Raw genomic sequence first — 21,193 nt, 5'->3', positions numbered from 1 at the left:
AGGGTGTGCATTTCCGCGCCGCCCAGCGTCTCGCCGTCGACGATCTCGTGCACGGCCGCCTTCACGATCGGCGGCCCGCCGAGATGGATGCGGCCGGTGCCCTTCACCATGATCACCTGGTCGGAGAGCGCCGGGATATAGGCGCCGCCCGCCGTCGCCCCGCCGAAGACGATCGAGAGCTGCGGAATGCCGGCCGCCGACATCCGGCACTGGTTGTAGAAGCTGCCGCCGAAATGATCGCGGTCGGGGAAGACCCGATCCTGCTCGGGCAGGAAGGCGCCCCCACAATCGACGAGGTAGAGGCAGGGCAGGCGATGCTCCTCGGCGATCTCCTGCGCGCGCAGATGCTTGCGCACCGTCTCGGCGAAGAAGGAGCCGCCCTTCACCGTCGCGTCGTTGGCGATCATCATGCAGGCGCGGCCCTGGACGATGCCGATGCCGGTGACGATGCCCGCGCCGGGTACCTCGTTGCCATAGAGGCCCCATGCGGCGAGCGGCGACAGTTCGAGGAAGGGGCTCTGCGGGTCGAGCAGCAGGTCGATGCGCTCGCGCACCATGATCTTGCCGCGTGCCTCGTGCCGGGCACGCAGCTTTTCGCCGCCGCCCGCCGCGACCAGTGCGTGCCGCTCGCGCAGCGTCTCGATCATCAGGGAGAGCGGAGGAGAGGTTGTCGACGTGATCGGATCGGTCTGCGCCATGTGCCTTTTCCGCGATCGTTTCCTCAGCCCTCATCCCGAGGAGCCGCCGAACGCGGCATCTCGAAGGATGCTCCAGTTTGTACCGGAGCCTTCCGGACCATCCGTCGAGACGCGCGTCCGGCGCTCCTCGGGATGAGGGCTCGCAGGTAGAATGGGCGCCTTGATCTCGCCTCGACATTCACCTACCGTCCGGTAGGTAGTCAGATCGCGAGACTGCGGTCAAGCAGGAGCAGGCCATGTCGGCAGCCGAGAAATTCGCAGGCGAGGGTGCCCGCCGCTCGCCCTATTTCACCGAGGAGCATGAGGCGCTGCGCGATCAGGTCCGCCGCTTCGTCGAGACCGAGATCAAGCCGCATGCCCTGAAATGGGAGGAGGACGGCTTCGTTCCGCGCGAAGTGCTGCGCCGCATGGGCGAGCTCGGCTTCTTCGGCATCCGCTATCCCGCCGAATATGGCGGCTCGGAGATGGACACGCTCGCGACCGTGGTGCTGGCCGAGGAACTGGGGCGCTCGACCTTTGGGGGCGTCGCCATCACCGCACTGGTGCACACCGACATGGCTTCGGTTCACATCGCCAATGCCGGCTCGAAGGCGCAGAAGGATCAATACCTGCCTGCGGTGATCGCCGGCGAGAAGATCGTCGCGGTCGCCGTCACCGAGCCCGATGCCGGCTCGGACGTTAAGGGCATCCGCACCACCGCGCGGCGCGAGGGCGATCACTACGTCCTCAACGGCGCCAAGATGTTCATCACCAACGGCGTCTATGCCGATCTCTACTGCGTTGCCGCCAAGACCGACCCGCAGGGCAAGCCCTCTCAATCGGTCTCGATCTTCCTCGTCGAGAAGGGCACGCCGGGCTTCTCGGTCTCGCGCGCCCTCGACAAGCATGGCTGGCGCTCATCCGACACCGCCGAGCTCTCCTTCGTCGATTGCCGCGTGCCGGCCGAGAACATGCTCGGGCAGGAAGGGCGCGGCTTCTACGCGATCATGAGCAACTTCCAGAACGAGCGCACCGTGATCGGCGCCATGGCGATGGGCGAGGCGCAGGCCGCGATCGACCTGACGCTGGACTATGTCCGCACGCGCAAGGCTTTCGGCGCGCCGCTCTGGGAGAAGCAGGCGATCCGCCAGCGCCTCGCCGAACTCGCGAGCAAGGTCGAGGCCGGCCGGCAGCTCGTCTATCACGCCGCCTGGCTCGACGCGCAGGGCTTCGACGCGACCCGCGAGGTCTCGATGGTCAAGGCCTACTGCGGCGAACTGGTCAACGAAGTCATGTATGACTGCCTGCAGTTCCACGGCGGCATGGGCTACATGCGCGAGAGCGCGATCGAGCGCATGACTCGCGACGCGCGCGTCCAGGCGATCGGCGGGGGCGCCACCGAGGTCATGCTCGAAGAGGTCGCGAAGCGGCTGTGAGCATCGCAGCCGAAAAGGGCGCCGGTCATGCCGAGGGCGGCTCCCGCCGCCTGATCCTCGATCACGCGGCGCGGCTGCTCCGCAGCGGCGGCTATCATCAGACCACGCTGCGAGAGATCGCGGAGGCCGTCGGCATCCGCAAGGCGAGCCTTTACTATCATTTCGCCTCGAAGGAGGAGATCGTCGAGGCGGTGGTCAATGACGGAGTCCGCTTCGTGCACGAAGGTGTCGTGGCGGCGCTCGCAACGACTGAGGCCGCGCCGCCGCGCGAACGGCTGGAGGCCGCGATCCGCGGCCACCTTTCGGCGCTGCACGGCCATGGCGACTACACCTCGGCCAGCATCAAGGTCTTCAATTTCGGTTCCGTGCCGGCGCTGGAAAGCGTGCGCGCCGTGCGCCGCGCCTATGAAGACGTCTGGCGCGGGCTGATCGCCGAGCTGCAGCAGGCCGGCGCGTTGCCAACGGAGCGTTCGCCGGACGTGCTGCGCCTCTTCCTGCTCGGTGCGCTCAACGGCTCGACCGACTGGTACAGGCCGGAGCGTTTCGAGATCGACGCGCTGGCGCGCGAGTTGGCGGCGCTGCTCTCGCCGGCCTCGTGAGCGGGCTGCTCCGCCCCCGACGCAGGGGCGGGCCGCGCCGACGCTGCTGACCGTTGCGGCCGCCGTTGCTAGCATCCGTTCGCGAGGCGCCGGTTGCCTCGCTGCTGACGAGGATGCTTCGCCTGATGCGCGCCTTCTACCACCCCGATCAAGCCCTTCACGATCCCCAGCAATACATGCGCTTCGGCAAGGTCGTCGCGCCCAAGGACCTGCCGGAGCGGACGGAGAAGCTTCTTGGCGCGCTGGCGAAGCACGGCATCGCGCCGGAGCAGCCGGCCGCACATGGCGTCGATCCGATCCTGAAGGTTCATGACGAGGGTTTCGTCCGCTTCCTGGAAGGGCTCTGGGAGCGCTGGAAGGCGCTGCCCGAGCGGGGTCCGGAAGCCTGGCCGAACACCTTCCCCTATTGGAGCGGCCGTCCGGACGAGGATGTCCGGCCGCCTTGCCGCCCGACCGGCATCGTCGGCCAGATGGGCTGGTATCTCGGCGATCTCTCGGTTCCCGTGGGCGAGCATTGCTGGCATTCGACGCTGCGCTCGGCCGAGACCGCCGTGTCCGGAGCCGATGCGATCCTCGGGGGCGAGCGCGCGGTGTATTCGCTGTGCCGGCCGTCGGGCCATCATGCCCGCGCCGACCGCGCCTCGGGCTTCTGCTACATCAACAACACGGCGGTCGCGGCGCAGCGCCTGCGCTCGAAGTTCGGCAAGGTCGCGATCCTCGACGTCGACGCCCATCATGGCGACGGCACGCAGCAGATCTTCTATCGCCGCGACGATGTGCTGACGATCTCGGTCCATGCCGATCCGGTGAACTACTACCCCTTCTTCACCGGCTATGCCGACGAGCGCGGGAACGGGCCGGGCGAGGGCTTCAACCTCAATCTGCCGCTCGCGCACGGGGCGGGCGGAGCCGAAATGCAGGCTGCCGTCGATCGCGCCGGCAAGGCGATCCGCGAATTCGGCGCCGAGGTGCTGGTGATCGCGCTCGGCTACGACGCGCACAAGGACGACCCGATCGGCGTGCTCAAGCTCGAAGCTTCCGACTTTGGCTCGATCGGCCGGCAGGTGAAGGCGTTCGGCCTGCCGACCCTGGTCGTTCAGGAGGGCGGCTACGCCATCGCGGCGATCGGCGACTGCCTCGATGCCTTCCTCGCCGGTTTCAAGGCGTAGTCTCCCTTCTTTCCTTGGCGAGAAAGGAGTCTGCGAAGCGGACGGATGAGAAAAGGGCCGCCCAAGCGGCCCTTTTCATGTGATTGCGCGCCGCGCATCTCCGTCGGCGCTGCGCGATGCCGCCTTCTCCCCCTAGGGGCGAAGGTGCGGTCGCAGCCTCAGATCGCCGCCTCGATCAGGAACGGCCCCTTCCTGGCGAGCGCTGCCTTGAACAGGCTGGCAAACTCCTCGGCCGTCGCGGCACGCGCGGCTTCCACGCCCATGCCCTTGGCCATCGACACCCAGTCGAGCGCGGGCTCGTCGATGTTGAGCATCAGCGTGGCGTTGCGGCCGAAGTCGTTGACGCCGACGGCACGCATCTCGCCATGCAGGATCTGGTAGGTCCGGTTGGCGAAGACGACGGTGACGATGTCGAGATTCTCGCGCGCCTGCGTCCACAGCCCCTGCACGGTGTACATGCCGGAGCCGTCGGCCTGCATGCCGATGACCTTGCGGTCGGGGCAGGCGACGGCCGCACCGATGGCAAGCGGGATGCCTTCGCCGATCGCGCCACCGGTGAGCTGGATGTAGTCGTGCTGCGGCGCGCTGTGGCAGTCATAGTAGAAGCTGCGGCCCGAGGAGACCGACTCGTCGCAGACGATGCAGTTTTCCGGCAGCAGCGCCGAGACGATGGCACAAGCCTTGTCGGCGTCGAGCTTTCCGGTCGGCAAGCCGGGCTGCTCCTTGCGCGACGGGGCGATATAGGCCGGCGCGATCTTCGTTGCGCCCATCTCCTCGGCAAGCGCCGTGATCGACGCCGGCAGGTCGTCGCCGGGGCTGGCGAGCGTCGCGACCTCGCAGCCGTCATGGATCAGGCGGCCGGGCTTGCCGGGATAGGCGAAGAAGCCGACCGGGGTCTGCGCGCCGACGAGCACGAGGTAGTCGACGTCCTTGAGCTGATCGAGCGCCTTGTCGATCGGATAGAACACCTTCGGCATGGCGACTCGGCCGGCGCCGCGCTGAATGCGCCCGTTCGACATCTGGCTGAAGATCTGGGCGCCGGTCGCCGCACAGATGCGGGCGGCCATCTCCATCGGCTTCTCGCGCAGCGCCAGGCCGGTCAGCATGATCGCCGCGCGCTTGCCATGCTTGCGCAGGCCGGTCGCGACTTCGCGGATCACGGCGGAATCGACGCTCTTCAACGCCGGCAGTTCGGTCGGCTTGAGCGTAGCCGGCTCGACGCTGCCCCAGGCGCAGTCGGCCGGCAGGATGACCGTGGTAACGCCGGGCAGGGTCAGCGACGCGACATAGGCCTCGCCGATCGCCGGGCCGACATCCTCGGCCGTCGCGATGCGGCGGACGAAATGCGACATCGGATGCGCGAGGCTCTCGATGTCGCTGGTCAGCGGCGCGTCATGGACGAGATGATAGGTCGCGTGGTCGCCTACGACGTTGATCATCGGCGTGCGGGCGCGCCTTGCATTGTGCATGTTGGCGAGTGCGTTCGCCATGCCGGGACCGCAATGCAGCAGGGTCGCGGCCGGCTTGTCCGCCATGCGGGCATAGCCGTCGGCGGCGCCGGTCACCACGCCCTCGAACAGGCCGAGGACGCAACGCATCTGCGGCTTGCGGTCGAGCGCGGCGACGAAGTGCATCTCCGACGTGCCGGGATTGGCGAAGCAGGTATCGACGCCGTTGATCAGAAGGGTGTCGCAAAGGCGGTCGGCGCCGTTCATTCGGAAACCTCGACTCAAGAAATAAGGGCGCAGTCGCGCTGGCGGGCGAAGGGGAGGAAATTCCTCCCGCCCTGTCAAACGAGAGAATGTCATGGCTTTCCCTAGCGGCGGTGATCGACCGCTTGACGGTTTTGCATATGCATTTAACCTGATTTGGAACGAAGGTTGCATCTCCCCGCTGATGGCGTTTAGGCGTCTGAGCGGGGCGTCAGCCGCAAAAGCAGGGGAAAGGTTTCAACCATGGCAGTTTTCAAGCGCGTCAGTGCCGCCTTCGGCTTCGGCCTTGCGGCCCTGCTCGCGGCAGGCGGCGCCCAGGCGCAGACCAAGGTCAATATCGGCATCTCCGGGTGGACCGGCTTCGCACCGCTGGTGCTCGCCAAGGAGGCCGGCATCTTCGCCAGGAACGGCCTCGACGTCACAATCAAGAAGATCCCGCAGAAGGACCGCCACCTCGCCATCGCCTCGGGCGACATCCAGTGTGCCGCGACCACGGTCGAGACCTGGATCGTCTGGGATGCGGCCGGCATCAAGACCAAGCAGATCTTCCAGCTCGACAAGAGCTATGGCGCCGACGGCATGGCTGTGCGCAACGGGGTCGGCTCGATCAAGGACCTGAAGGGCAAGACGGTCGCGGCTTCCGCCCCGGGCACCTCGCCCTATTTCGCGCTGGCCTGGATGCTCAAGGAAAACGGCATGTCGGTGAAGGACGTCAGCGTCGTCAACATGGAGCCCGGCCCCGCCGCGCAGGCCTTCATCGCCGGCCAGAACGACGCCGCGATGACCTACGAGCCCTATCTCTCGACCGTCCGCGACAAGCCGGATGCCGGCAAGATCATCGCCACCACCCTCGATTATCCGATGGTGATGGACACCTTCGGCTGCACGCCCGCCTTCCTCGTCAACGACAAGGCGGCGGCTGCACTCGCCCAGAGCTATTTCGAGGCGCTCGACCTGATCAAGAAGGAGCAGGCCAAGGCCTACGAGATCATGGGCGCCGACGTGAAGCAGACCGGCGAGCAGTTCGGCAAATCGGCGGCGTTCCTGCGCTGGTCCGATGCCGAGGGCAACAAGAAGTTCTTCTCCGGCGACTGGCAGGCCTTCTCGGCCAAGGCCGCCGACCTGCTGCTCGAGATCGGTCTGATCAAGGCGAAGCCCGATCTCGCCACGCTCGTCGACACGAAGTTCGTCGCCGGCAAGTGAACGTCAGCAAGTGAAGTCGAAGGAGTTGCTTCGGACTTCCGCGATCCCTCATGCCGAGGAGCCATCCCGAAAGGGCTGGCGTCGCGAAGGGTTCTTCGCGAGGCTCGGGGACCATCTGGAGCATCCTTCGAGACGCCACTCCGCGGCTCCTCAGGATGAGGGCTGCAGGTGAAGGCGAATTGTGCTGGTGTGAACGACGGCATCCTGCCGGATGTCCTGGAGCCTGGCTTGAGCGTCGTCTTCTGCGGCACGCAGGCCGGCGCCGCTTCAGCGAGGCGCGGCGCCTATTATGCCGGCCCGGGCAACAAGTTCTGGCCGGTGCTCTACCAGATCGGGCTCGTCCCGGTCCGGCTCCGGCCGGAGGATTTCAGGACCGTGACGCGCTACGGCATCGGGCTGACCGATGTCGCCAAGCGCAGCTCCGGCCCGGATTCCGCCCTGCGCGGCAGCCATTTCGACGTGACCGGCCTCGCGGCCCGGATCGCCGCACATGGGCCGCGCATCCTCGCCTTCAACGGCAAGCGCGCGGCGCAGGCGGCACTCGGATTCGGCGAAGGTCGGCTCGCCTATGGGCGGCAGGCAGAGATGCTGGCCGGAACCGACATATACGTCCTCCCCTCGACCTCCGGTGCTGCCGCCGGCTTCTGGTCGATCGAACCCTGGAAGCAACTGGCCATGGCCGTGACCGGAACGATAGTGCGATGAGACCTCTTCAACCCGTCTCGACGGCCGCCCGCTTCGGCTACGGCCTCGCCTTCTTCGTGCTGTTCGTGGCGCTCTGGTCGGTCGCGACCTTCGGCGGCTATGTCCAGCGCCTGTTTCTGGCCGATCCGCTGACCATGGTTGGCGAGGGCTACAACCTGATGGTCCGCTACGGCTTCAGCTTCGACATCATGATGACGATCTGGCGCGTCGTCGGCGGCTTCATCGTTGCCGTCATCGTCGCCCTTCCGATCGGCATCCTGATGGGCGCCTACAAGCCGATCGAGGCCTTTCTGGAGCCCTTTGTCTCCTTCGCGCGGTACCTGCCGGCCTCGGCCTTCATTCCGCTGCTGATCCTCTGGGCCGGCATCGGCGAGACGCAGAAGCTGCTCGTCATCTTCATCGGCTCGGTCTTCCAGCTCATCCTGATGATCGCGGTCTCGGTCGGCTCGATCCGGCGCGATCTGGTCGATGCCGCCTATACGCTGGGCGCGACCGACCGCTCGGTCGTGCGCCGCGTCATGCTGCCGAATGCGGCGCCGGAGATCGCCGAGATCTTCCGCCTCGTGCTCGGCTGGGCCTGGACCTATGTCATCGTCGCCGAGCTGATCGGCTCCTCGTCGGGCATCGGCCACATGATCACCGACAGCCAGGCGCTGCTGAACACCGGCCAGATCATCTTCGGCATCATCGTGATCGGCCTCATCGGCCTTATCTCGGATTTCCTCTTCAAGGCGGTCAATCAGCGCCTGTTCCCGTGGGCGCGCGCATGAGCAAGCTTGTCATCGAGAATGTCGGCAAGGTCTTTCCGGCGCAGCGCGGCGGCGAGCCGACGCGGGCGCTGATGCCGACCTCGCTCACCGTCGCCGACAACGACTTCATCACCATCCTCGGCCCCTCCGGCTGCGGCAAGTCGACCTTGCTGCGCATCATCGGCGGGCTGGAGACGGCGAGCGAGGGGCGCATCCTGCTCGATGGCGCGCCTGTCTCCGGACCGGGCGCCGATCGCGGCTTCGTCTTCCAGAGTTACACCCTGTTTCCGTGGCTGACGGTGCAGCAGAACATCGCTTTCGGCCTGCGCGAGAAGGGCGTGGCGGAAGCCGAGCGGCTGAAGGTCGCCCGCGACTGGGCGGTGCGCGTCGGGTTGGGCAGCTTCGTCGACCATTTCCCCAAGCAGCTCTCCGGCGGCATGCAGCAGCGCACGGCTATCGCCCGCGCGCTCGCCAACGACCCGAAGATCCTGCTGCTCGACGAGCCCTTCGGCGCCCTCGACAATCAGACCCGCGCGCTGATGCAGGAAATGCTGCTGGGCATCTGGGAGCGCGAGCAGAAGACGGTGCTGTTCGTCACCCACGACATCGAGGAGGCGATCTTCGTCGGCTCGCGCGTCGTGGTGATGAGTGCGCGCCCGGGGCGGATCAAGGCCGATATCCCGGTCGATCTGCCGCATCCGCGCCCCTACACCATCAAGACGACGCCGGAATTCGTCGCGCTGAAGGAGCGGCTCGTCGAGGAGATCCGCGCCGAGGTGATCGCGGCGGATCATTAGCTCGCGGGCGTCCAGCCATGCTTCCCTAGCGGAACCGACCCCTGTCGCCTGCGTTGTCATGTCGCAGGCGAGTGCCTGTGTTGCGCCAGGGGGCCGTTACGACAGCGATCCGACTTGCCATGTTGATGGAAAGGGGCGCTGCCGAAGGTGGGGCCAATGCATTCGCTGATTGCCAGGATGTTGTCTCGGCTCGCGATAGAGCCACGTATCGATGTCGTTTTTCCCGATGGCACGCTTCGGTCGATCGGGCAGGGCACGGCGCCACGACTGCGAATGCGGATCGTGGACTCGCCCACGGAGTTGAAGCTGGCGCTCAATCCCGAGCTGGCTCTGGGTGAAGCGGTTATGGACGGGCGCGTCGTGGTGGAGCAGGGCTCGCTCTACGACCTGCTGGATGCGCTGGTCGCGGCCGTTCACAAGGCCCGGCCCAAGGGCTGGGGCAGGACGCTCGAGGGTCTGCGAACCGCGATCCGGCGTTTCCAACAGCACAACACGCCGGCATTGGCCAAGCGGAACGTCGCGCATCACTATGACCTCAGGAGCGATTTCTTCCGGCTCTTCCTCGATCCGGACATGCAGTACTCCTGCGCTTATTTCGCCGATCCCGGCATGAGCCTGGCCGAGGCGCAACTCGCCAAGAAGCGTCACATCATGGGCAAGCTCGCGCTGCAGCCGGGCCAACGCGTGCTCGATATCGGCTGCGGCTGGGGCGGGATGGCGCTCTCGATCGCCGGAGAGACCGGTGCCTCGGTGACGGGCATCACGCTGTCGGAAGAGCAGCTTGCGATCGCGCAGCAGCGCGGCGCGGCGTCCGGGCTGCCGGTCGAGTTCCGGCTGCAGGATTACCGCCACCTGGCCGAGCCCTTCGACCGCATCGTCTCGGTCGGGATGTTCGAGCATGTCGGTGTCGGCTACTACCGCGACTACTTCCGCAAGGTCCGCGAGTTGCTGACCGACGACGGTGTGGCGCTGATCCACACCATCGGCCGCTCGACGCCGCCGGGCGCGACCAACCCCTTCATCGCCAAGTATATCTTCCCGGGCGGCTATATCCCCGCCATGTCGGAGGTTGCGGCGGCGATCGAGCAGGAAGGGCTGGTCATCACCGATGTCGAGGTGCTGCGCATCCATTATGCCGAGACGCTGAAGGTCTGGCGCGAGAACTTCCTCGCCCGCCGCGACGAGGCGGTAGCGATGTATGACGAGCGCTTCGCCCGGATGTGGGAGTTCTATCTCGCGGCCTGCGAGGCGAGCTTCCGGCATGACGACCTCGTCGTCTTCCAGTTCCAGCTCGCGAAGAAGCTCGACGGCCTGCCGATCACGCGTGGTTACATCGAGGAGCGTGAAAACACGCTCGGGCAAAAGCCTGCCCAGGCGAAGGCGCCTGAACTGGCCTAGGTCGGCTCCGGGCCGACATAACGGGCACGAGGCCGGATCAAGCGCCCGGTCTCGTTCTGTTCGAGAGCGTGGGCGATCCAGCCCGCGCAGCGTGCAGCGGCAAAGATCTGAAAGGGGACATCGGCGGCGAGGCCGAGCTCGGCAGCGATCGCCGTCAGCACGAAATCGATATTGGGCTCCTCTCCGGTCAGCGCCGTCACGGCCCGGCGGGTTTCCTCATAGGCGCGCGGCAGCGTGAACACCGCAAGCAGGCCGCGCGCCCGCGCATCGCCGTCCGGATATAGCGGATGGCCGAAGCCGGGCAGGGGCATCCCGCTGGCGAGGCGCATCGATACCGCCGCCTCCGCTCCTTCGCTTGCTATCTCGCGCATAAGCCCGAGAACGCGTGGCGTCATCCCGCCATGCAGGGGCCCGGACAGAGTTGCGAGCCCCGCCAGGACACAGGCTGCCAGAGAGGCGCGGGTCGAGGCCGCGACCCTGACCGCAAAGGTCGAGGCATTCAGTTCATGGTCGGCGAGCAGCACCAGCGCGCGGCGGATCAGGTCGGCGCCTTTGCTATCGCAGCCCCAGGCCTGCGCCAGCCGGTGATGGATCGGCCCTTGTCCCGGCCGCCCGGCGATGGCATCGACCAGCGCGTCGATGACCGAGGCCGCCTCGAGGTAGAGGGCTTTCCTCGCGCGCCCCGCCATGGCCTTGTCGGTCGCAGCCCGGGCGGCGATCACGGCGAACATCCTCTGCAGGGCCTGCCCATCCGGCACGAGCGTGAACAGCGGCGGGAAGCGCTGCGAGCCGCAATCCCACAGCAGCCGCGCGACGTCTTCGAGCTTTGCCGTGTCGGCCAGCTTTTCGGCGTCCTGCCCGCGATACCAGAGCTTGCCGCGCTGGATCGTAGCGATGCCCGAGGCCAGGATCGGCTCGCCGAAGGCGATCGCATCCTCGGCGATCGCCGCAGTTTTGCGCCCGCGCGCCTTGCGGTGCTCCAGCCGCGCCACATCCTCCGCGCGATAGAGCCGCCGGCGCGAATCGCCGGTATCGCCGCGCGCCTCGATCAGGCCACGGCTGACATAGGCGTAGAGCGTCTGCGGCTTCAGCCCGAGCCGCGCCATCACCTGTTGCGCCGTCAGCCAGTCGTTCATCGAAATACATTGATTATATTGTTCAAGATTGATTCTAGCGATGAAGCTACCGATCCTCAAGGCATGGTTATGCAGGAGTGATCGCCATGTCCGATGGTCTTGAAGATGTCGTTGCCGCCCATACCGTGCTCTCGGAAGTCGATGGTGCGGCGGGCCGGCTGGTGATGCGCGGCCACAGCCTCGATGAGCTCGCGGGCCATACCTCCTTCGAGGAAATGGCCGCGCTGATGCTTGACGGCTTCGTGCCCGACCTGCCGGCGATGAAGGACCTGCCGGCTGCGCTGGGCGCGGCGCGGCAGGAGCTGTTCGGGACGGTGGTGCGGAAGGCGGTCGTGCCCGTCACACTGGGTCCGGTCGAGATGATCCGCGCCATGACGGCGCTGGTTCCCGACGGCGAGGATGCCGGCACGGTGCTGCGGCTGCTGGCGGCGCCCGCCGTCTTCACGGCGGCTTCGCTTCGCCTGCGCCGCGGCCTTGCGCCGGTCGCGCCCGATCCGTCGCTGCCGCAGGCGGCGGATACGCTGCGCATGCTGACCGGCAAGGCGCCGACGAAGCAGCAGGCAGCGGCGCTCGACACCTATCTGGTCACGGTCGCCGATCACGGCCTGAACGCCTCGACTTTCGCGTCGCGCGTCGTCGCCTCGACCCGCGCCGGGCTGGTCTCGGCCGTGCTGGCCGGCATCGGTGCCCTGAAGGGTCCGCTCCATGGCGGTGCGCCCGGCCCGGTCATCGAGATGCTCGATGCGATAGGCACGCCCTCGAACGCCCGCAACTGGCTGGAATCCGCGCTCGATCGCGGCGGCCGGCTGATGGGTTTCGGCCACCGCATCTATCGCGTCCGCGATCCGCGCGCCGACGCGCTGAAGGGTGCCATCCGCCGGCTCGGCGCCGATAGCGGGCGCCTCGCCTTGGCCGAGGCGGTCGAGCAGGCGGCGCTCGTCATCCTGCGCGAGCGCAAGCCGAACCGCACGCTGGAAACCAATGTCGAGTTCTACACGGCGCTGCTGCTGGAAGCGCTCGGCTTCACGCCGGATTCCTTCACCTGCGTCTTCGCCCTGGGGCGGACGACGGGCTGGCTCGCCCATGCCAGGGAGCAGATCGCCGGCGGCCGGCTGATCCGCCCGCAATCGGTCTATGTCGGCCCGCAGCCGCGTCAGGCGGCCTAGGGTCCGGCGATTGGACGACCCTGCGTCCGGTCGGGCGCACGGTGATCTAGCTTGCAGGCGCCAGCTTGACGACGATCAGATCGCCTCGCCCTTCCAGGTGCAGGGAATGCTGCGGCGAGGTGTCGACGATGGCGCTGTCCCCGGGCATGAGGAACTGGCCGTTCGCGCGCCAATCGCCCTGATGGGCAAAAGCAACGACGAGGCCGGAATCGATCGCGACGGCTTGCTGGCCTTGGCTCGAAAAGCGTTGGACCTCATGCTGCCAGCGTCCGCGCCGGCTCATCACGTTGAGGTCGTCGATGGCGCCACCGATCAGTTGGCCGTCGACGGCTCGGTCTGCCGCGAAGAAATAGGGGCCGGTAGCGCGGTCGAGCATCACCGCCTCGCCATCGCCGAAGGCGAGGCGGATGCCGTTGCCTGTCAGCACGCATAAGGTCCGGTCGATCCCGGGGAAGGACGAGAACGGTCCGTCTGCACCCACATAGGCCATCGAGATACGCCAGTCGAAATCGCTGAGGGAGGCTCCCTCCGGAAAAACAGCGATCTCGGTCGTGGTGCCGCCGCCGTTCTTCCACGGCATGACCTTGCAATCGGCGGCGCGGATGATGCGCATGGTGCTTGTTTCTCCGCTCGGGAAACACACGTCATTCCGGGGCATGGCGAAGCCATGAGCCGGGAATAGATGCCCTACCCAAAAAAATGCCGGGGGAGGGCGAGCATACACGAAGACCGGCTTCAGTTCTGGATTCCGGGCTCGGCGCTTCAGCGCCGAGCCCGGAATGACGGCGAGGTTGCTCAGCCGAGGATACCCGGCAGGTTGAGGCCCTTCTCGCGGGCGCAGTCCAGCGCGATGTCGTAGCCGGCATCGGCATGGCGCATCACGCCGGTGGCCGGATCGTTCCAGAGCACGCGGGAGAGGCGGGCGGCCGCATCATCGGTCCCGTCGGCGCAGATCACGACGCCCGAATGCTGGGAGAAGCCCATGCCGACGCCGCCGCCATGGTGCAGCGAGACCCAGGTCGCGCCGCCCGCGGTGTTCAGCAGGGCGTTGAGCAGCGGCCAGTCGGAGACGGCATCCGAGCCGTCCTTCATCGCCTCGGTCTCGCGGTTCGGCGAGGCGACCGAGCCGGAGTCGAGATGGTCGCGGCCGATCACGACGGGCGCCTTCAGCTCGCCGTTCTTGACCATCTCGTTGAAGGCGAGGCCCAGCCGATGGCGATCGCCGAGGCCGACCCAGCAGATGCGCGCCGGCAGGCCCTGGAACGAGATGCGCTCCCGCGCCATGTCGAGCCAGTTGTGCAGGTGCTTGTTGTCGGGCAGCAGCTCCTTCACCTTGGCGTCGGTCTTGTAGATATCCTCCGGATCGCCGGAGAGCGCGGCCCAGCGGAACGGGCCGACGCCGCGGCAGAACAGCGGGCGGATATAGGCCGGCACGAAGCCGGGAAAGGCGAAGGCGTTCTCAAGGCCCTCTTCCTTGGCGACCTGGCGGATGTTGTTGCCGTAGTCGAAGGTCGGGATGCCCATGTCCTGGAAGGCGATCATCGCCTCGACATGCTCGCGCATCGAGGCGCGCGCGGCCTTCTCGACCGCCTTCGGGTCGCCCTCGCGGCGCTGCTTCCACTCGCCCATGGTCCAGCCCTTCGGCAGGTAGCCATTGACCGGATCATGGGCGGAGGTCTGGTCGGTGACCATGTCCGGGCGAATGCCGCGGCGGACCATCTCCGGCAGGATCTCGGCACAGTTGCCGAGCAGGCCGACCGACTTCGCCTCGCCGTTCCTCGTCCAGCGGGCGATCATCTCCATCGCCTCGTCGAGGCTCGAGGCCTTCTCGTCGAGATAGCGGGTGCGCAGGCGGAAATCGATCGAGTCCGGGTTGCACTCGACGGCAAGGCAGGAAGCGCCGGCCATCACCGCGGCCAGAGGCTGCGCGCCGCCCATGCCGCCGAGGCCGCCGGTCAGGACCCATTTGCCCTTGAGGTTGCCGTTGTAGTGCTGGCGGCCGGCCTCGACGAAGGTCTCGTAGGTGCCCTGCACGATGCCCTGGGTGCCGATATAGATCCAGGAGCCGGCCGTCATCTGGCCGTACATCGCGAGCCCCTTCTTATCGAGCTCGTTGAAATGGTCCCAGTTCGCCCAATGCGGAACGAGGTTCGAGTTCGCGATCAAAACGCGCGGCGCATCCTTGTGCGTACGGAACACGCCGACCGGCTTGCCGGACTGAACAAGCAGGGTCTCGTCGGCCTCGAGCTTGCGCAGCGCCGCGACGATGCGGTCGAAATCCTCCCAGGAGCGCGCGGCGCGGCCGATGCCGCCATAGACGACGAGTTCATGCGGGTTCTCGGCGACATCCGGATCGAGATTGTTCATCAGCATGCGCAGCGGTGCTTCGGTCAGCCAGCTCTTGGCGGTGAGCTCGGTGCCGGTCGCGGCGCGGATGGTGCGGGTGTTGTCCAGGCGGGTCATGAACGGCTCCGTTCGATGGCTGCGGCTGCGGCAAGCGCGGCTTCGATTGTGGCTGACAAGGCGGTCTGCAGGCTGGCGGCCTTCGTCTCGTCGAAGGCCCAGGGCGCGGCCTCGTCGGCGAGATAGGCCGAGAGCGCGATTTCCATCTGAAGCGCATGCACGCTCTCGGATGGGAGCCCGTAATGGCGCGTGATCCAGCCGCCCTTGAAGCGGCCATTGGCGATCTGCGTGAAGGGCTGGCGGGCCATGGCGGTGACGGCTGCGGCTTCGACGCCACCAGCGCAGCTCTCTCCCGAGTTCGTGCCGAGGTTCAGCGTCGGCAACGTGCCCTCGAACAAGCGCGGGATCACCGACTTGATCGAGTGGCAGTCCCACAGAACGCAATAGCCATGCTCGGCCTTCACCCGTTCGATCTCGGCGGAGAGCGCCGCGTGATAGGGCTGGAAATAGGCGGCCTTGCGCCGCTCGATCTCGGACGCGCCCGGCGCGGTCTGCCAGATCGGGGCGCCGTCGAAGGTCGTGGTCGGCACGAGCTCGGTCGTAGCCTGTCCGGGATAGAGCGAGACGCCGGCAGGATCGCGGTTGAGGTCGATGACGAAGCGCGAGAACTGCGCCTCGACGATCGTCGGCTGGAAGCGCTCGGCGAAGCCATAGAGCTGGCGCATATGCCAGTCTGTATCCTCGACCAGCCTTCCACGCTCGTTGAGCTGCGCCGCGACCTCGGACGGAACGCTGGTGCCGGGATGCGGCATGGAAAGGATCAGCGGGGACGAACGCCGCGTCACGGTGACGATTTCGGCGCTCATGCGCTGCACTCGGCGAAGCTGTCGAGGCCGGCCGCCTTGCCGACGGCGCCGGAGAGCACGAACTCGGTCGCTGCGGCGAGATCGGGGGCGAGATAGCGGTCCTCGGTCAGCGGCGCGATCTTGCTTCGCAGCAAGGCGAGCACCGGCTCGAGGCGTGCGCTGGTCTTGAGCGGGCGGTGATGCTCGATCGCCTCCGCCGCCGCCATCAGCTCGACGCCAATGACGCTCGCCGCGTTCTTCGCCATGTCGATCAGGCGGAAGGCGCCATGCGTCGCCATCGAGACATGGTCTTCCTGGTTGGCCGAGGTCGGGATGGTGTCGACCGAAGCCGGGTAGGCCTTCTGCTTGTTCTCGGAGGCGAGCGCCGCGGCGGTGACCTGCGCGATCATGAAGCCCGAGTTCAGGCCGGCATCGCGGGCGAGGAAGGGTGGCAGGCCGCTCATCACCGGGTCGACCAGCAGCGCCATGCGGCGCTCCGACAGGTTGCCGATCTCGCAGGCGCCGATCGCCAGCATGTCGGCGGCGAAGGCGACGGGCTCGGCGTGGAAATTGCCGCCCGAGACGATCTCGCCGGGCCCGAGCACCAGCGGGTTGTCGGTGACGGCATTGGCCTCGATGGAGAGCGTCGCGGCGGCGTTGCCGATGAGATCACACACGGCACCCATCACCTGCGGCTGGCAGCGCAGCGAATAGGGGTCCTGCACCTTCGTATCGCCATGGCGATGGCTCTCGCGGATCGCGCTGCCAGCGATCAGGTCGAGCAGGATCCTTGCGACCTTGATCTGGCCGGGCTGACCGCGGAGCGTCTGGATGCGCGGGTCGAACGGCGTGTCGGAGCCCTTGAGCGCATCGACGGAGAGTGCGCCGGCGACGAGCGCCGCGTCGAAGACGCGCGCGATCGCTGCAAGGCCGGTCATGGCGAGCGTGGTCGAGACCTGCGTGCCGTTGATCAGCGCCAGCCCTTCCTTGGCGCCGAGCGCGAGCGGGATGAGACCGGCGCGCTTGAGTGCTTCAGCCGCCGGCAGGGTCTCGCCCCTCAGGCGGATCTCGCCGTAGCCCATCAGGGCTGCGGTCATATGGGCAAGCGGGGCAAGGTCGCCGGAGGCACCGACCGAGCCTTTGGCCGGGATCACCGGCAGGGCGTCGGCCTTGAGCGCTTTGGTCAGGGCCTCGATCACGACGGGGCGCACGCCGGAGGCGCCGCGCGCCAGGCTCGCCGCCTTCATCGCCAGCAGCAGGCGCACGACGCCATCGGGCAGGGCCGGGCCGGTGCCGACAGCGTGCGACAGGATGAGGTTGCTTTGCAGCTTGGCGAGATCGGCATCGGCGATGCGCACGCTGGCCAGCTTGCCGAAGCCGGTATTGACGCCATAGGTCACGGTGCCGGCGGCGACGATCTCCTCGACGATCTTCTGGCCGGAGGCGATGTTCCTGGCGCTGTCGCCGCCGAGCGAGGCGACGGCGCCGTCGAGGATCGCGCGCCAGTCGGTGAGATGGGCTGCGCCCGGGTTCAGCGAAACCGTGGTCATTGTCCGTTCCAGATGCGGGTGTGAAGCGGGTTGAAGCCGATGCGGTAGGCGAGCTCGGCCGGGCGTTCGATGTCCCAGATCGCGAGATCGCAGCGCTTGCCGGCTTCGAGAGTGCCGATCTCGGCCTGGAGGCCGAGCGCCGTGGCGGCATGGCGGGTGAGGCCGGCCAGCGCTTCCTCCGGCGTCATGCGGAAGAGCGTGCAGGCCATGTTGAGCACGAGCAGCGGCGAGGTCAGCGGCGAGGAGCCCGGATTGGCGTCGGTCGCGAGCGCGATCGCTGCGCCATGCTTGCGCATCAGCTCGATCGGGGGCTTCCGCGTCTCGCGCAGGAAGTAGAAGGCGCCGGGCAGCACGACCGCGACCGTGCCGGCCTCGGCCATGGCGATGACGCCGTCCTCGTCGAGATATTCGAGATGGTCGGCGGAGAGCGCCCCCATCTCCGCCGCGAGCTGCGCGCCATGCAGGTTCGAGAGCTGCTCGGCATGGACCTTGATCGCGAGGCCCTTGGCCTTCGCGGCTTCGAAGACCTGCCGTGTCTCATCCGGCGAGAAGGCGATGCCCTCGCAGAACACGTCGACGGCATCGGCCAGCGCCTCGGATGCGACCGCATCGAGGATCGGCCCGGCCACGAGCGCGGCATAGTCGCCCGAGCGGCCCTTGTATTCCGGCGGCACGGCATGGGCGCCGAGAAAGGTTGTGCGAACCGTCACTGGCCGTTCGCGGCCGATGCGGCGGGCGACGCGCAGCTGCTTCAGCTCCGCCTGCTGTTCCAGCCCGTAGCCGGACTTGATCTCGACGGTGGTGACGCCTTCGGCCAGGAGCGCTGCGAGGCGCCGGTCGGCGGAGGCGAAGAGCGCATCCTCGCTCGCCTCACGCGTGGCTTTGACGGTGGAGAGGATGCCGCCACCGGCCCGCGCGATTTCCTCGTAGGTCGCGCCCTGCAGCCGAAGTTCGAACTCGTGCGCCCGGTCGCCGCCATAGACGAGATGGGTATGGCAATCGATCAGGCCGGGGGTGATCCAGCGCCCGCTGCAGTCGGTCGTCTCGGCTGCCGAGAAGGCGGGTGCCCCGGTGCGCGGCCCGGCATAGAGGATGCGCCCGTCGCGGGCCGCGATCACGCCGTCGTCGATCGCGCCATAGGGTTTGCCGATCGCGGGCGACATCGTCGCCAGCCGCGCATTGGTCCAGAGCTTGTCGCAAGCCAGCGTTTCGCCGGGCGCATTCGCCACAGTGCATCCTCCCGCTACTCTTTGATCTCCAATCATGGTATCCAATTGCATATGCAATTGGCAAGCGCTATTTGCATATGCAATTAAAGACGAGCAAGCGACGGAGCGAAACGGTGACCGAGACCCTGCATCTGGCCGAGGCGCTTCTGCCCGAAGGCTTTGCCAGAGATGTGAAGCTGACCGTCGACAATGGCGTCATCACGTCGGTCGCGTCCGGTGCTGCGTCGGTCGCCGGCACCCGGGCGTTTTCCGGCATCGCCTTGCCCGGCATGCCGAACCTTCACAGCCACGCTTTCCAACGCGGCATGGCGGGGTTGTCCGAGCGCCGCGGCGCGCCGGAGGATTCCTTCTGGACCTGGCGCGAGGTGATGTACCGCTTCCTCGACCGGCTCGATCCCGAGGATGTTCAGGCCATCGCGGCGCAGGCCTACGTCGAGATGCTGGAAGGTGGCTTCACCGCGCTTGCCGAGTTCCACTACCTGCACCACGACAGGGACGGGCGCCCCTATGCGAATATCGCCGCCATGGGGCAGGCGATCGCTGCGGCGGCGCAGGAAACAGGGCTTGGCCTGACTCTGCTCCCGGTGCTCTATCGCTTCGGCAACTTCGGGCAGGCGCCGTCCGTCCATGGCCAGCGCCGCTTCGTCAACGATCGCGACGCCTATCAGCGCCTGCTGGAAGGCAGTGCGACCGCGATCCGTGATCTGCCGGACGCCCGGCTGGGCGTCGCCCCGCACTCGCTGCGTGCGGTCGCGCTCGACGATCTCGGCTGGGTCTCGTCGCTGCGCCCGGACGATCCCGTCCATATCCACATCGCCGAGCAGGTGCCCGAGGTCGAGGCCAGCCTGAAGATTATGGGCAAGCGCCCCGTCGAATTGCTGATGGAGACGATCCCGCTCGACCGGCGTTGGTGCCTGATCCATGCGACGCATCTGAGCGATGCCGAGCGCGACGGCATCGCCCGCAGCGGTGCGGTCGCGGGGCTCTGCCCGATCACCGAATCGAGCCTCGGCGACGGCATCTTCGACGGCATCCGTTACCGCGACGCCGGTGGGGCCTACGGCGTCGGCAGCGATTCCAACATCCAGATCGATGCCGGCGCCGAGCTGCGCCAGCTCGAATACTCGCAGCGTCTGCGCGATTGTCGTCGTGCGCTCTTCGCCGAGGAGAACGCCTCCACGGGTCTCGCCCTCTGGCAGTCCGCCTGCGCCGGTGGGGCCACGGCTTGCGGGCGCTCCGTCGGCCGGATCGCCGCGGGCCACCGCGCCGATTTCGTGACGCTGGACAGCGACCATCCGGCCATCGTGGGCAAGGCCGGGGCGGAGGCGCTCGACAGCGCGATCTTCGCCACCAATGCCCTGCCTTTGCGCGATGTCGTCGTCGGTGGCAGGAGGGTCGTGGCCGAGGGGCGGCACATCGCCCGTGATTCGGTGCGTACCCGCTTCGCCGCCGTGATGCGGCGCCTGCTCGCGGCAGCATAGGGAACAGGATGACGGAGACCCGGCTCGACGCGGTGAAGCTGGACGGCTCGGGGCCGGTCTATGACCAGATCCGGCGTGCGATCCGGGATCTCGTGGTCAGCGGAGAATGGCCGCCGGGCACGGGGGTGCCGCCCGAGCATGCGCTGATGGAGCAGCTCGGCGCTTCGCGCATGACCGTGCATCGCGCCCTGGTGCAGCTTGCCCGGGAGGGCCTCATCGTTCGTCGGCGGCGCTCCGGCACCGTCGTGGCGACGCCGCCGGCCAGCCACGCCATGCTCGACATCCTTTCGATCCCGGAGGAAGTGCGGCAGCTCGGCCAGACCTATGCCTTCGCGGTGCTTTCACGCGAGGACGGGCGCCCCTCGCCGGAAGTCGCGGAACGGTTCGGCCTGAGGCGGTCCGACAAGGTTGCCCATCTCGTCGTGCTGCATCGCGCCGACGGGACCCCGCATGTGCTGGAGGAGCGGGTCATCCACGCCGCCGGCGTGCCCGGGCTGGGCGAGGAGGACTTCGGCGAGACCCCGCCCGGCGACTGGCTGCTCCGGCACAGCCAGTGGTCGCAGGCCGAGCACGCGATCAGCGCGGTCGGGGCCGGGGAGGAGGAGGCTGGCCTGCTCGACATCGCCGTCGGCGAACCTTGCCTGTTGGTCGAGCGCCGGACCTGGAGCCAGACGGAGCCGGTCACGGCGGTGCGCCTGCTCTATCCCGGGTCGCGCCATCGCTTCATCGGGCGCTTCGGTCCTTACGGGCAGGTCTGACGGCCGCCGGCTTCGCAGACGTCCGGCAAAAAAAAAGGCTCGCCCAACGGCGAGCCTTCGATAGTCGTGCTGGGACGAGGCTCAGCAGGAGTAGCGCACGCGCCGGCCCCATTCGTCGCGGCCGTAGCAGACGCGATCGGGCGTCGCCGCAGAACCGATGATGGCGCCGCTGGCGCCGCC

19 protein-coding genes are annotated in these 21,193 nt (G+C 67.5%); 11 read left to right on the top strand and 8 right to left on the bottom strand.

What is annotated here, in order from left to right; translation table 11 throughout:
• Window positions 1-647: carboxyl transferase domain-containing protein (locus ACIPIA_RS00535; protein WP_400505623.1), on the bottom strand; the 647-nt coding region annotated here is incomplete at its 3' end.
• Between the two features lie 287 nt (window positions 648-934).
• Here ACIPIA_RS00535 and ACIPIA_RS00530 point away from each other — a divergent pair.
• The 3 genes from ACIPIA_RS00530 (at window position 935) to ACIPIA_RS00520 (ending at window position 3,881) form a co-directional block, all read left to right on the top strand.
• Window positions 935-2,113, top strand: a complete 1,179-nt coding sequence (locus tag ACIPIA_RS00530) for an acyl-CoA dehydrogenase family protein (protein WP_400505619.1) — start codon at window positions 935-937, stop codon at window positions 2,111-2,113.
• On the top strand, window positions 2,110-2,712 hold the full coding sequence (locus ACIPIA_RS00525; RefSeq protein ID WP_400505617.1) for a TetR/AcrR family transcriptional regulator: 603 nt from the start codon (window positions 2,110-2,112) through the stop codon (window positions 2,710-2,712). Before ACIPIA_RS00530 ends, ACIPIA_RS00525 begins: the two co-directional genes overlap by 4 nt.
• Window positions 2,713-2,837: 125 nt before the next feature.
• Window positions 2,838-3,881, top strand: coding sequence for a histone deacetylase family protein (locus ACIPIA_RS00520; protein WP_400505616.1), 1,044 nt, complete (start codon window positions 2,838-2,840; stop codon window positions 3,879-3,881).
• A 158-nt stretch (window positions 3,882-4,039) separates the two neighbouring features.
• Here the strand turns inward: ACIPIA_RS00520 and ACIPIA_RS00515 are convergent, their stop codons facing one another.
• Window positions 4,040-5,596, bottom strand: coding sequence for an acetolactate synthase large subunit (locus tag ACIPIA_RS00515; protein WP_400505614.1), 1,557 nt, complete (start codon window positions 5,594-5,596; stop codon window positions 4,040-4,042).
• Between the two features lie 240 nt (window positions 5,597-5,836).
• Here ACIPIA_RS00515 and ACIPIA_RS00510 point away from each other — a divergent pair, with 240 nt between their 5' ends.
• The 5 genes from ACIPIA_RS00510 to ACIPIA_RS00490 all read left to right on the top strand — a co-directional run bounded on the left by ACIPIA_RS00510 (window position 5,837) and on the right by ACIPIA_RS00490 (window position 10,445).
• The gene (locus ACIPIA_RS00510; protein ID WP_400505612.1) at window positions 5,837-6,796 is read left to right on the top strand and encodes an ABC transporter substrate-binding protein; all 960 of its coding nucleotides are present in this window, start codon (window positions 5,837-5,839) and stop codon (window positions 6,794-6,796) included.
• A gap of 168 nt (window positions 6,797-6,964) precedes the next feature.
• A complete protein-coding gene (locus ACIPIA_RS00505; protein ID WP_400505611.1) occupies window positions 6,965-7,501 on the top strand; it encodes a mismatch-specific DNA-glycosylase in 537 nt (178 codons plus the stop codon).
• On the top strand, window positions 7,498-8,271 hold the full coding sequence (locus ACIPIA_RS00500) for an ABC transporter permease (RefSeq protein ID WP_400505609.1): 774 nt from the start codon (window positions 7,498-7,500) through the stop codon (window positions 8,269-8,271). The genes ACIPIA_RS00505 and ACIPIA_RS00500 overlap by 4 nt, the downstream gene beginning before the upstream one ends.
• Entirely contained in the window at window positions 8,268-9,047 is a 780-nt protein-coding gene (locus ACIPIA_RS00495) for an ABC transporter ATP-binding protein (RefSeq protein WP_400505607.1), read from the top strand. The genes ACIPIA_RS00500 and ACIPIA_RS00495 overlap by 4 nt, the downstream gene beginning before the upstream one ends.
• A gap of 156 nt (window positions 9,048-9,203) precedes the next feature.
• Window positions 9,204-10,445 (top strand): class I SAM-dependent methyltransferase, encoded by a 1,242-nt coding sequence (locus ACIPIA_RS00490; protein ID WP_465246947.1) that lies wholly within the window; start codon window positions 9,204-9,206, stop codon window positions 10,443-10,445.
• Here the strand turns inward: ACIPIA_RS00490 and ACIPIA_RS00485 are convergent.
• Window positions 10,442-11,581 (bottom strand): citrate/2-methylcitrate synthase, encoded by a 1,140-nt coding sequence (locus ACIPIA_RS00485; RefSeq protein WP_400505603.1) that lies wholly within the window; start codon window positions 11,579-11,581, stop codon window positions 10,442-10,444. The two genes, ACIPIA_RS00490 and ACIPIA_RS00485, sit on opposite strands and share 4 nt — an antisense overlap.
• A gap of 86 nt (window positions 11,582-11,667) precedes the next feature.
• On the opposite strand from ACIPIA_RS00485, the gene ACIPIA_RS00480 reads away from it, so the two are divergent.
• Window positions 11,668-12,747, top strand: a complete 1,080-nt coding sequence (locus ACIPIA_RS00480) for a citrate synthase/methylcitrate synthase (protein WP_400505601.1) — start codon at window positions 11,668-11,670, stop codon at window positions 12,745-12,747.
• A 46-nt stretch (window positions 12,748-12,793) separates the two neighbouring features.
• On the opposite strand, the gene ACIPIA_RS00475 is transcribed toward ACIPIA_RS00480, so the two are convergent.
• The 5 genes from ACIPIA_RS00475 to hutI form a co-directional block, all read right to left on the bottom strand.
• Window positions 12,794-13,360 carry a HutD/Ves family protein gene (locus ACIPIA_RS00475; protein WP_400505599.1) on the bottom strand — a complete coding sequence of 189 codons (567 nt, stop codon included), beginning with the start codon at window positions 13,358-13,360 and terminating at the stop codon, window positions 12,794-12,796.
• Between the two features lie 182 nt (window positions 13,361-13,542).
• Window positions 13,543-15,210, bottom strand: coding sequence for a urocanate hydratase (hutU, locus tag ACIPIA_RS00470; RefSeq protein WP_400505597.1), 1,668 nt, complete (start codon window positions 15,208-15,210; stop codon window positions 13,543-13,545).
• Entirely contained in the window at window positions 15,207-16,016 is an 810-nt protein-coding gene (hutG, locus tag ACIPIA_RS00465; RefSeq protein WP_400505595.1) for an N-formylglutamate deformylase, read from the bottom strand. The genes hutU and hutG overlap by 4 nt, the downstream gene beginning before the upstream one ends.
• The gene (gene hutH / locus ACIPIA_RS00460) at window positions 16,013-17,545 is read right to left on the bottom strand and encodes a histidine ammonia-lyase (protein WP_400505593.1); all 1,533 of its coding nucleotides are present in this window, start codon (window positions 17,543-17,545) and stop codon (window positions 16,013-16,015) included. Before hutH ends, hutG begins: the two co-directional genes overlap by 4 nt.
• Complete coding sequence (gene hutI, locus ACIPIA_RS00455; RefSeq protein ID WP_400505621.1) at window positions 17,542-18,708, bottom strand: imidazolonepropionase; 1,167 nt, start codon at window positions 18,706-18,708, stop codon at window positions 17,542-17,544. Before hutI ends, hutH begins: the two co-directional genes overlap by 4 nt.
• Window positions 18,709-18,851: 143 nt before the next feature.
• Between hutI and ACIPIA_RS00450 the strand changes: the two genes are divergently transcribed.
• Window positions 18,852-20,255: a formimidoylglutamate deiminase gene (locus tag ACIPIA_RS00450; RefSeq protein ID WP_400505591.1), complete on the top strand. Its 1,404-nt coding sequence runs from the start codon at window positions 18,852-18,854 to the stop codon at window positions 20,253-20,255.
• A gap of 8 nt (window positions 20,256-20,263) precedes the next feature.
• Entirely contained in the window at window positions 20,264-21,013 is a 750-nt protein-coding gene (gene hutC / locus ACIPIA_RS00445; protein ID WP_400505589.1) for a histidine utilization repressor, read from the top strand.
• Window positions 21,014-21,193: the final 180 nt, after the last annotated feature.

Origin of the sequence: Allobosea sp. CER48, from assembly GCF_044752385.1 — a bacterium.
Lineage (GTDB): Bacteria > Pseudomonadota > Alphaproteobacteria > Rhizobiales > Beijerinckiaceae > Allobosea.
The sequence above is the reverse complement of the archived record's forward strand: the minus strand, read 5'-3'. Positions and strand labels throughout refer to the sequence as shown.

Excerpts from the sequence above, each read along its gene's own strand:
- ACIPIA_RS00530 (WP_400505619.1), top strand. The coding sequence starts at position 935 with ATGTCGGCAGCCGAGAAATTCGCAGGCGAGGGTGCCCGCCGCTCGCCC.
- ACIPIA_RS00520 (WP_400505616.1), top strand. The coding sequence starts at position 2,838 with ATGCGCGCCTTCTACCACCCCGATCAAGCCCTTCACGATCCCCAGCAA.
- ACIPIA_RS00515 (WP_400505614.1), bottom strand. The coding sequence starts at position 5,596 with ATGAACGGCGCCGACCGCCTTTGCGACACCCTTCTGATCAACGGCGTC.
- ACIPIA_RS00510 (WP_400505612.1), top strand. The coding sequence starts at position 5,837 with ATGGCAGTTTTCAAGCGCGTCAGTGCCGCCTTCGGCTTCGGCCTTGCG.
- ACIPIA_RS00500 (WP_400505609.1), top strand. The coding sequence starts at position 7,498 with ATGAGACCTCTTCAACCCGTCTCGACGGCCGCCCGCTTCGGCTACGGC.
- ACIPIA_RS00495 (WP_400505607.1), top strand. The coding sequence starts at position 8,268 with ATGAGCAAGCTTGTCATCGAGAATGTCGGCAAGGTCTTTCCGGCGCAG.
- ACIPIA_RS00490 (WP_465246947.1), top strand. The coding sequence starts at position 9,204 with ATGCATTCGCTGATTGCCAGGATGTTGTCTCGGCTCGCGATAGAGCCA.
- ACIPIA_RS00485 (WP_400505603.1), bottom strand. The coding sequence starts at position 11,581 with ATGAACGACTGGCTGACGGCGCAACAGGTGATGGCGCGGCTCGGGCTG.
- ACIPIA_RS00480 (WP_400505601.1), top strand. The coding sequence starts at position 11,668 with ATGTCCGATGGTCTTGAAGATGTCGTTGCCGCCCATACCGTGCTCTCG.
- ACIPIA_RS00475 (WP_400505599.1), bottom strand. The coding sequence starts at position 13,360 with ATGCGCATCATCCGCGCCGCCGATTGCAAGGTCATGCCGTGGAAGAAC.
- hutU (WP_400505597.1), bottom strand. The coding sequence starts at position 15,210 with ATGACCCGCCTGGACAACACCCGCACCATCCGCGCCGCGACCGGCACC.
- hutG (WP_400505595.1), bottom strand. The coding sequence starts at position 16,016 with ATGAGCGCCGAAATCGTCACCGTGACGCGGCGTTCGTCCCCGCTGATC.
- hutH (WP_400505593.1), bottom strand. The coding sequence starts at position 17,545 with ATGACCACGGTTTCGCTGAACCCGGGCGCAGCCCATCTCACCGACTGG.
- hutI (WP_400505621.1), bottom strand. The coding sequence starts at position 18,708 with ATGTCGCCCGCGATCGGCAAACCCTATGGCGCGATCGACGACGGCGTG.
- ACIPIA_RS00450 (WP_400505591.1), top strand. The coding sequence starts at position 18,852 with ATGCAATTAAAGACGAGCAAGCGACGGAGCGAAACGGTGACCGAGACC.
- hutC (WP_400505589.1), top strand. The coding sequence starts at position 20,264 with ATGACGGAGACCCGGCTCGACGCGGTGAAGCTGGACGGCTCGGGGCCG.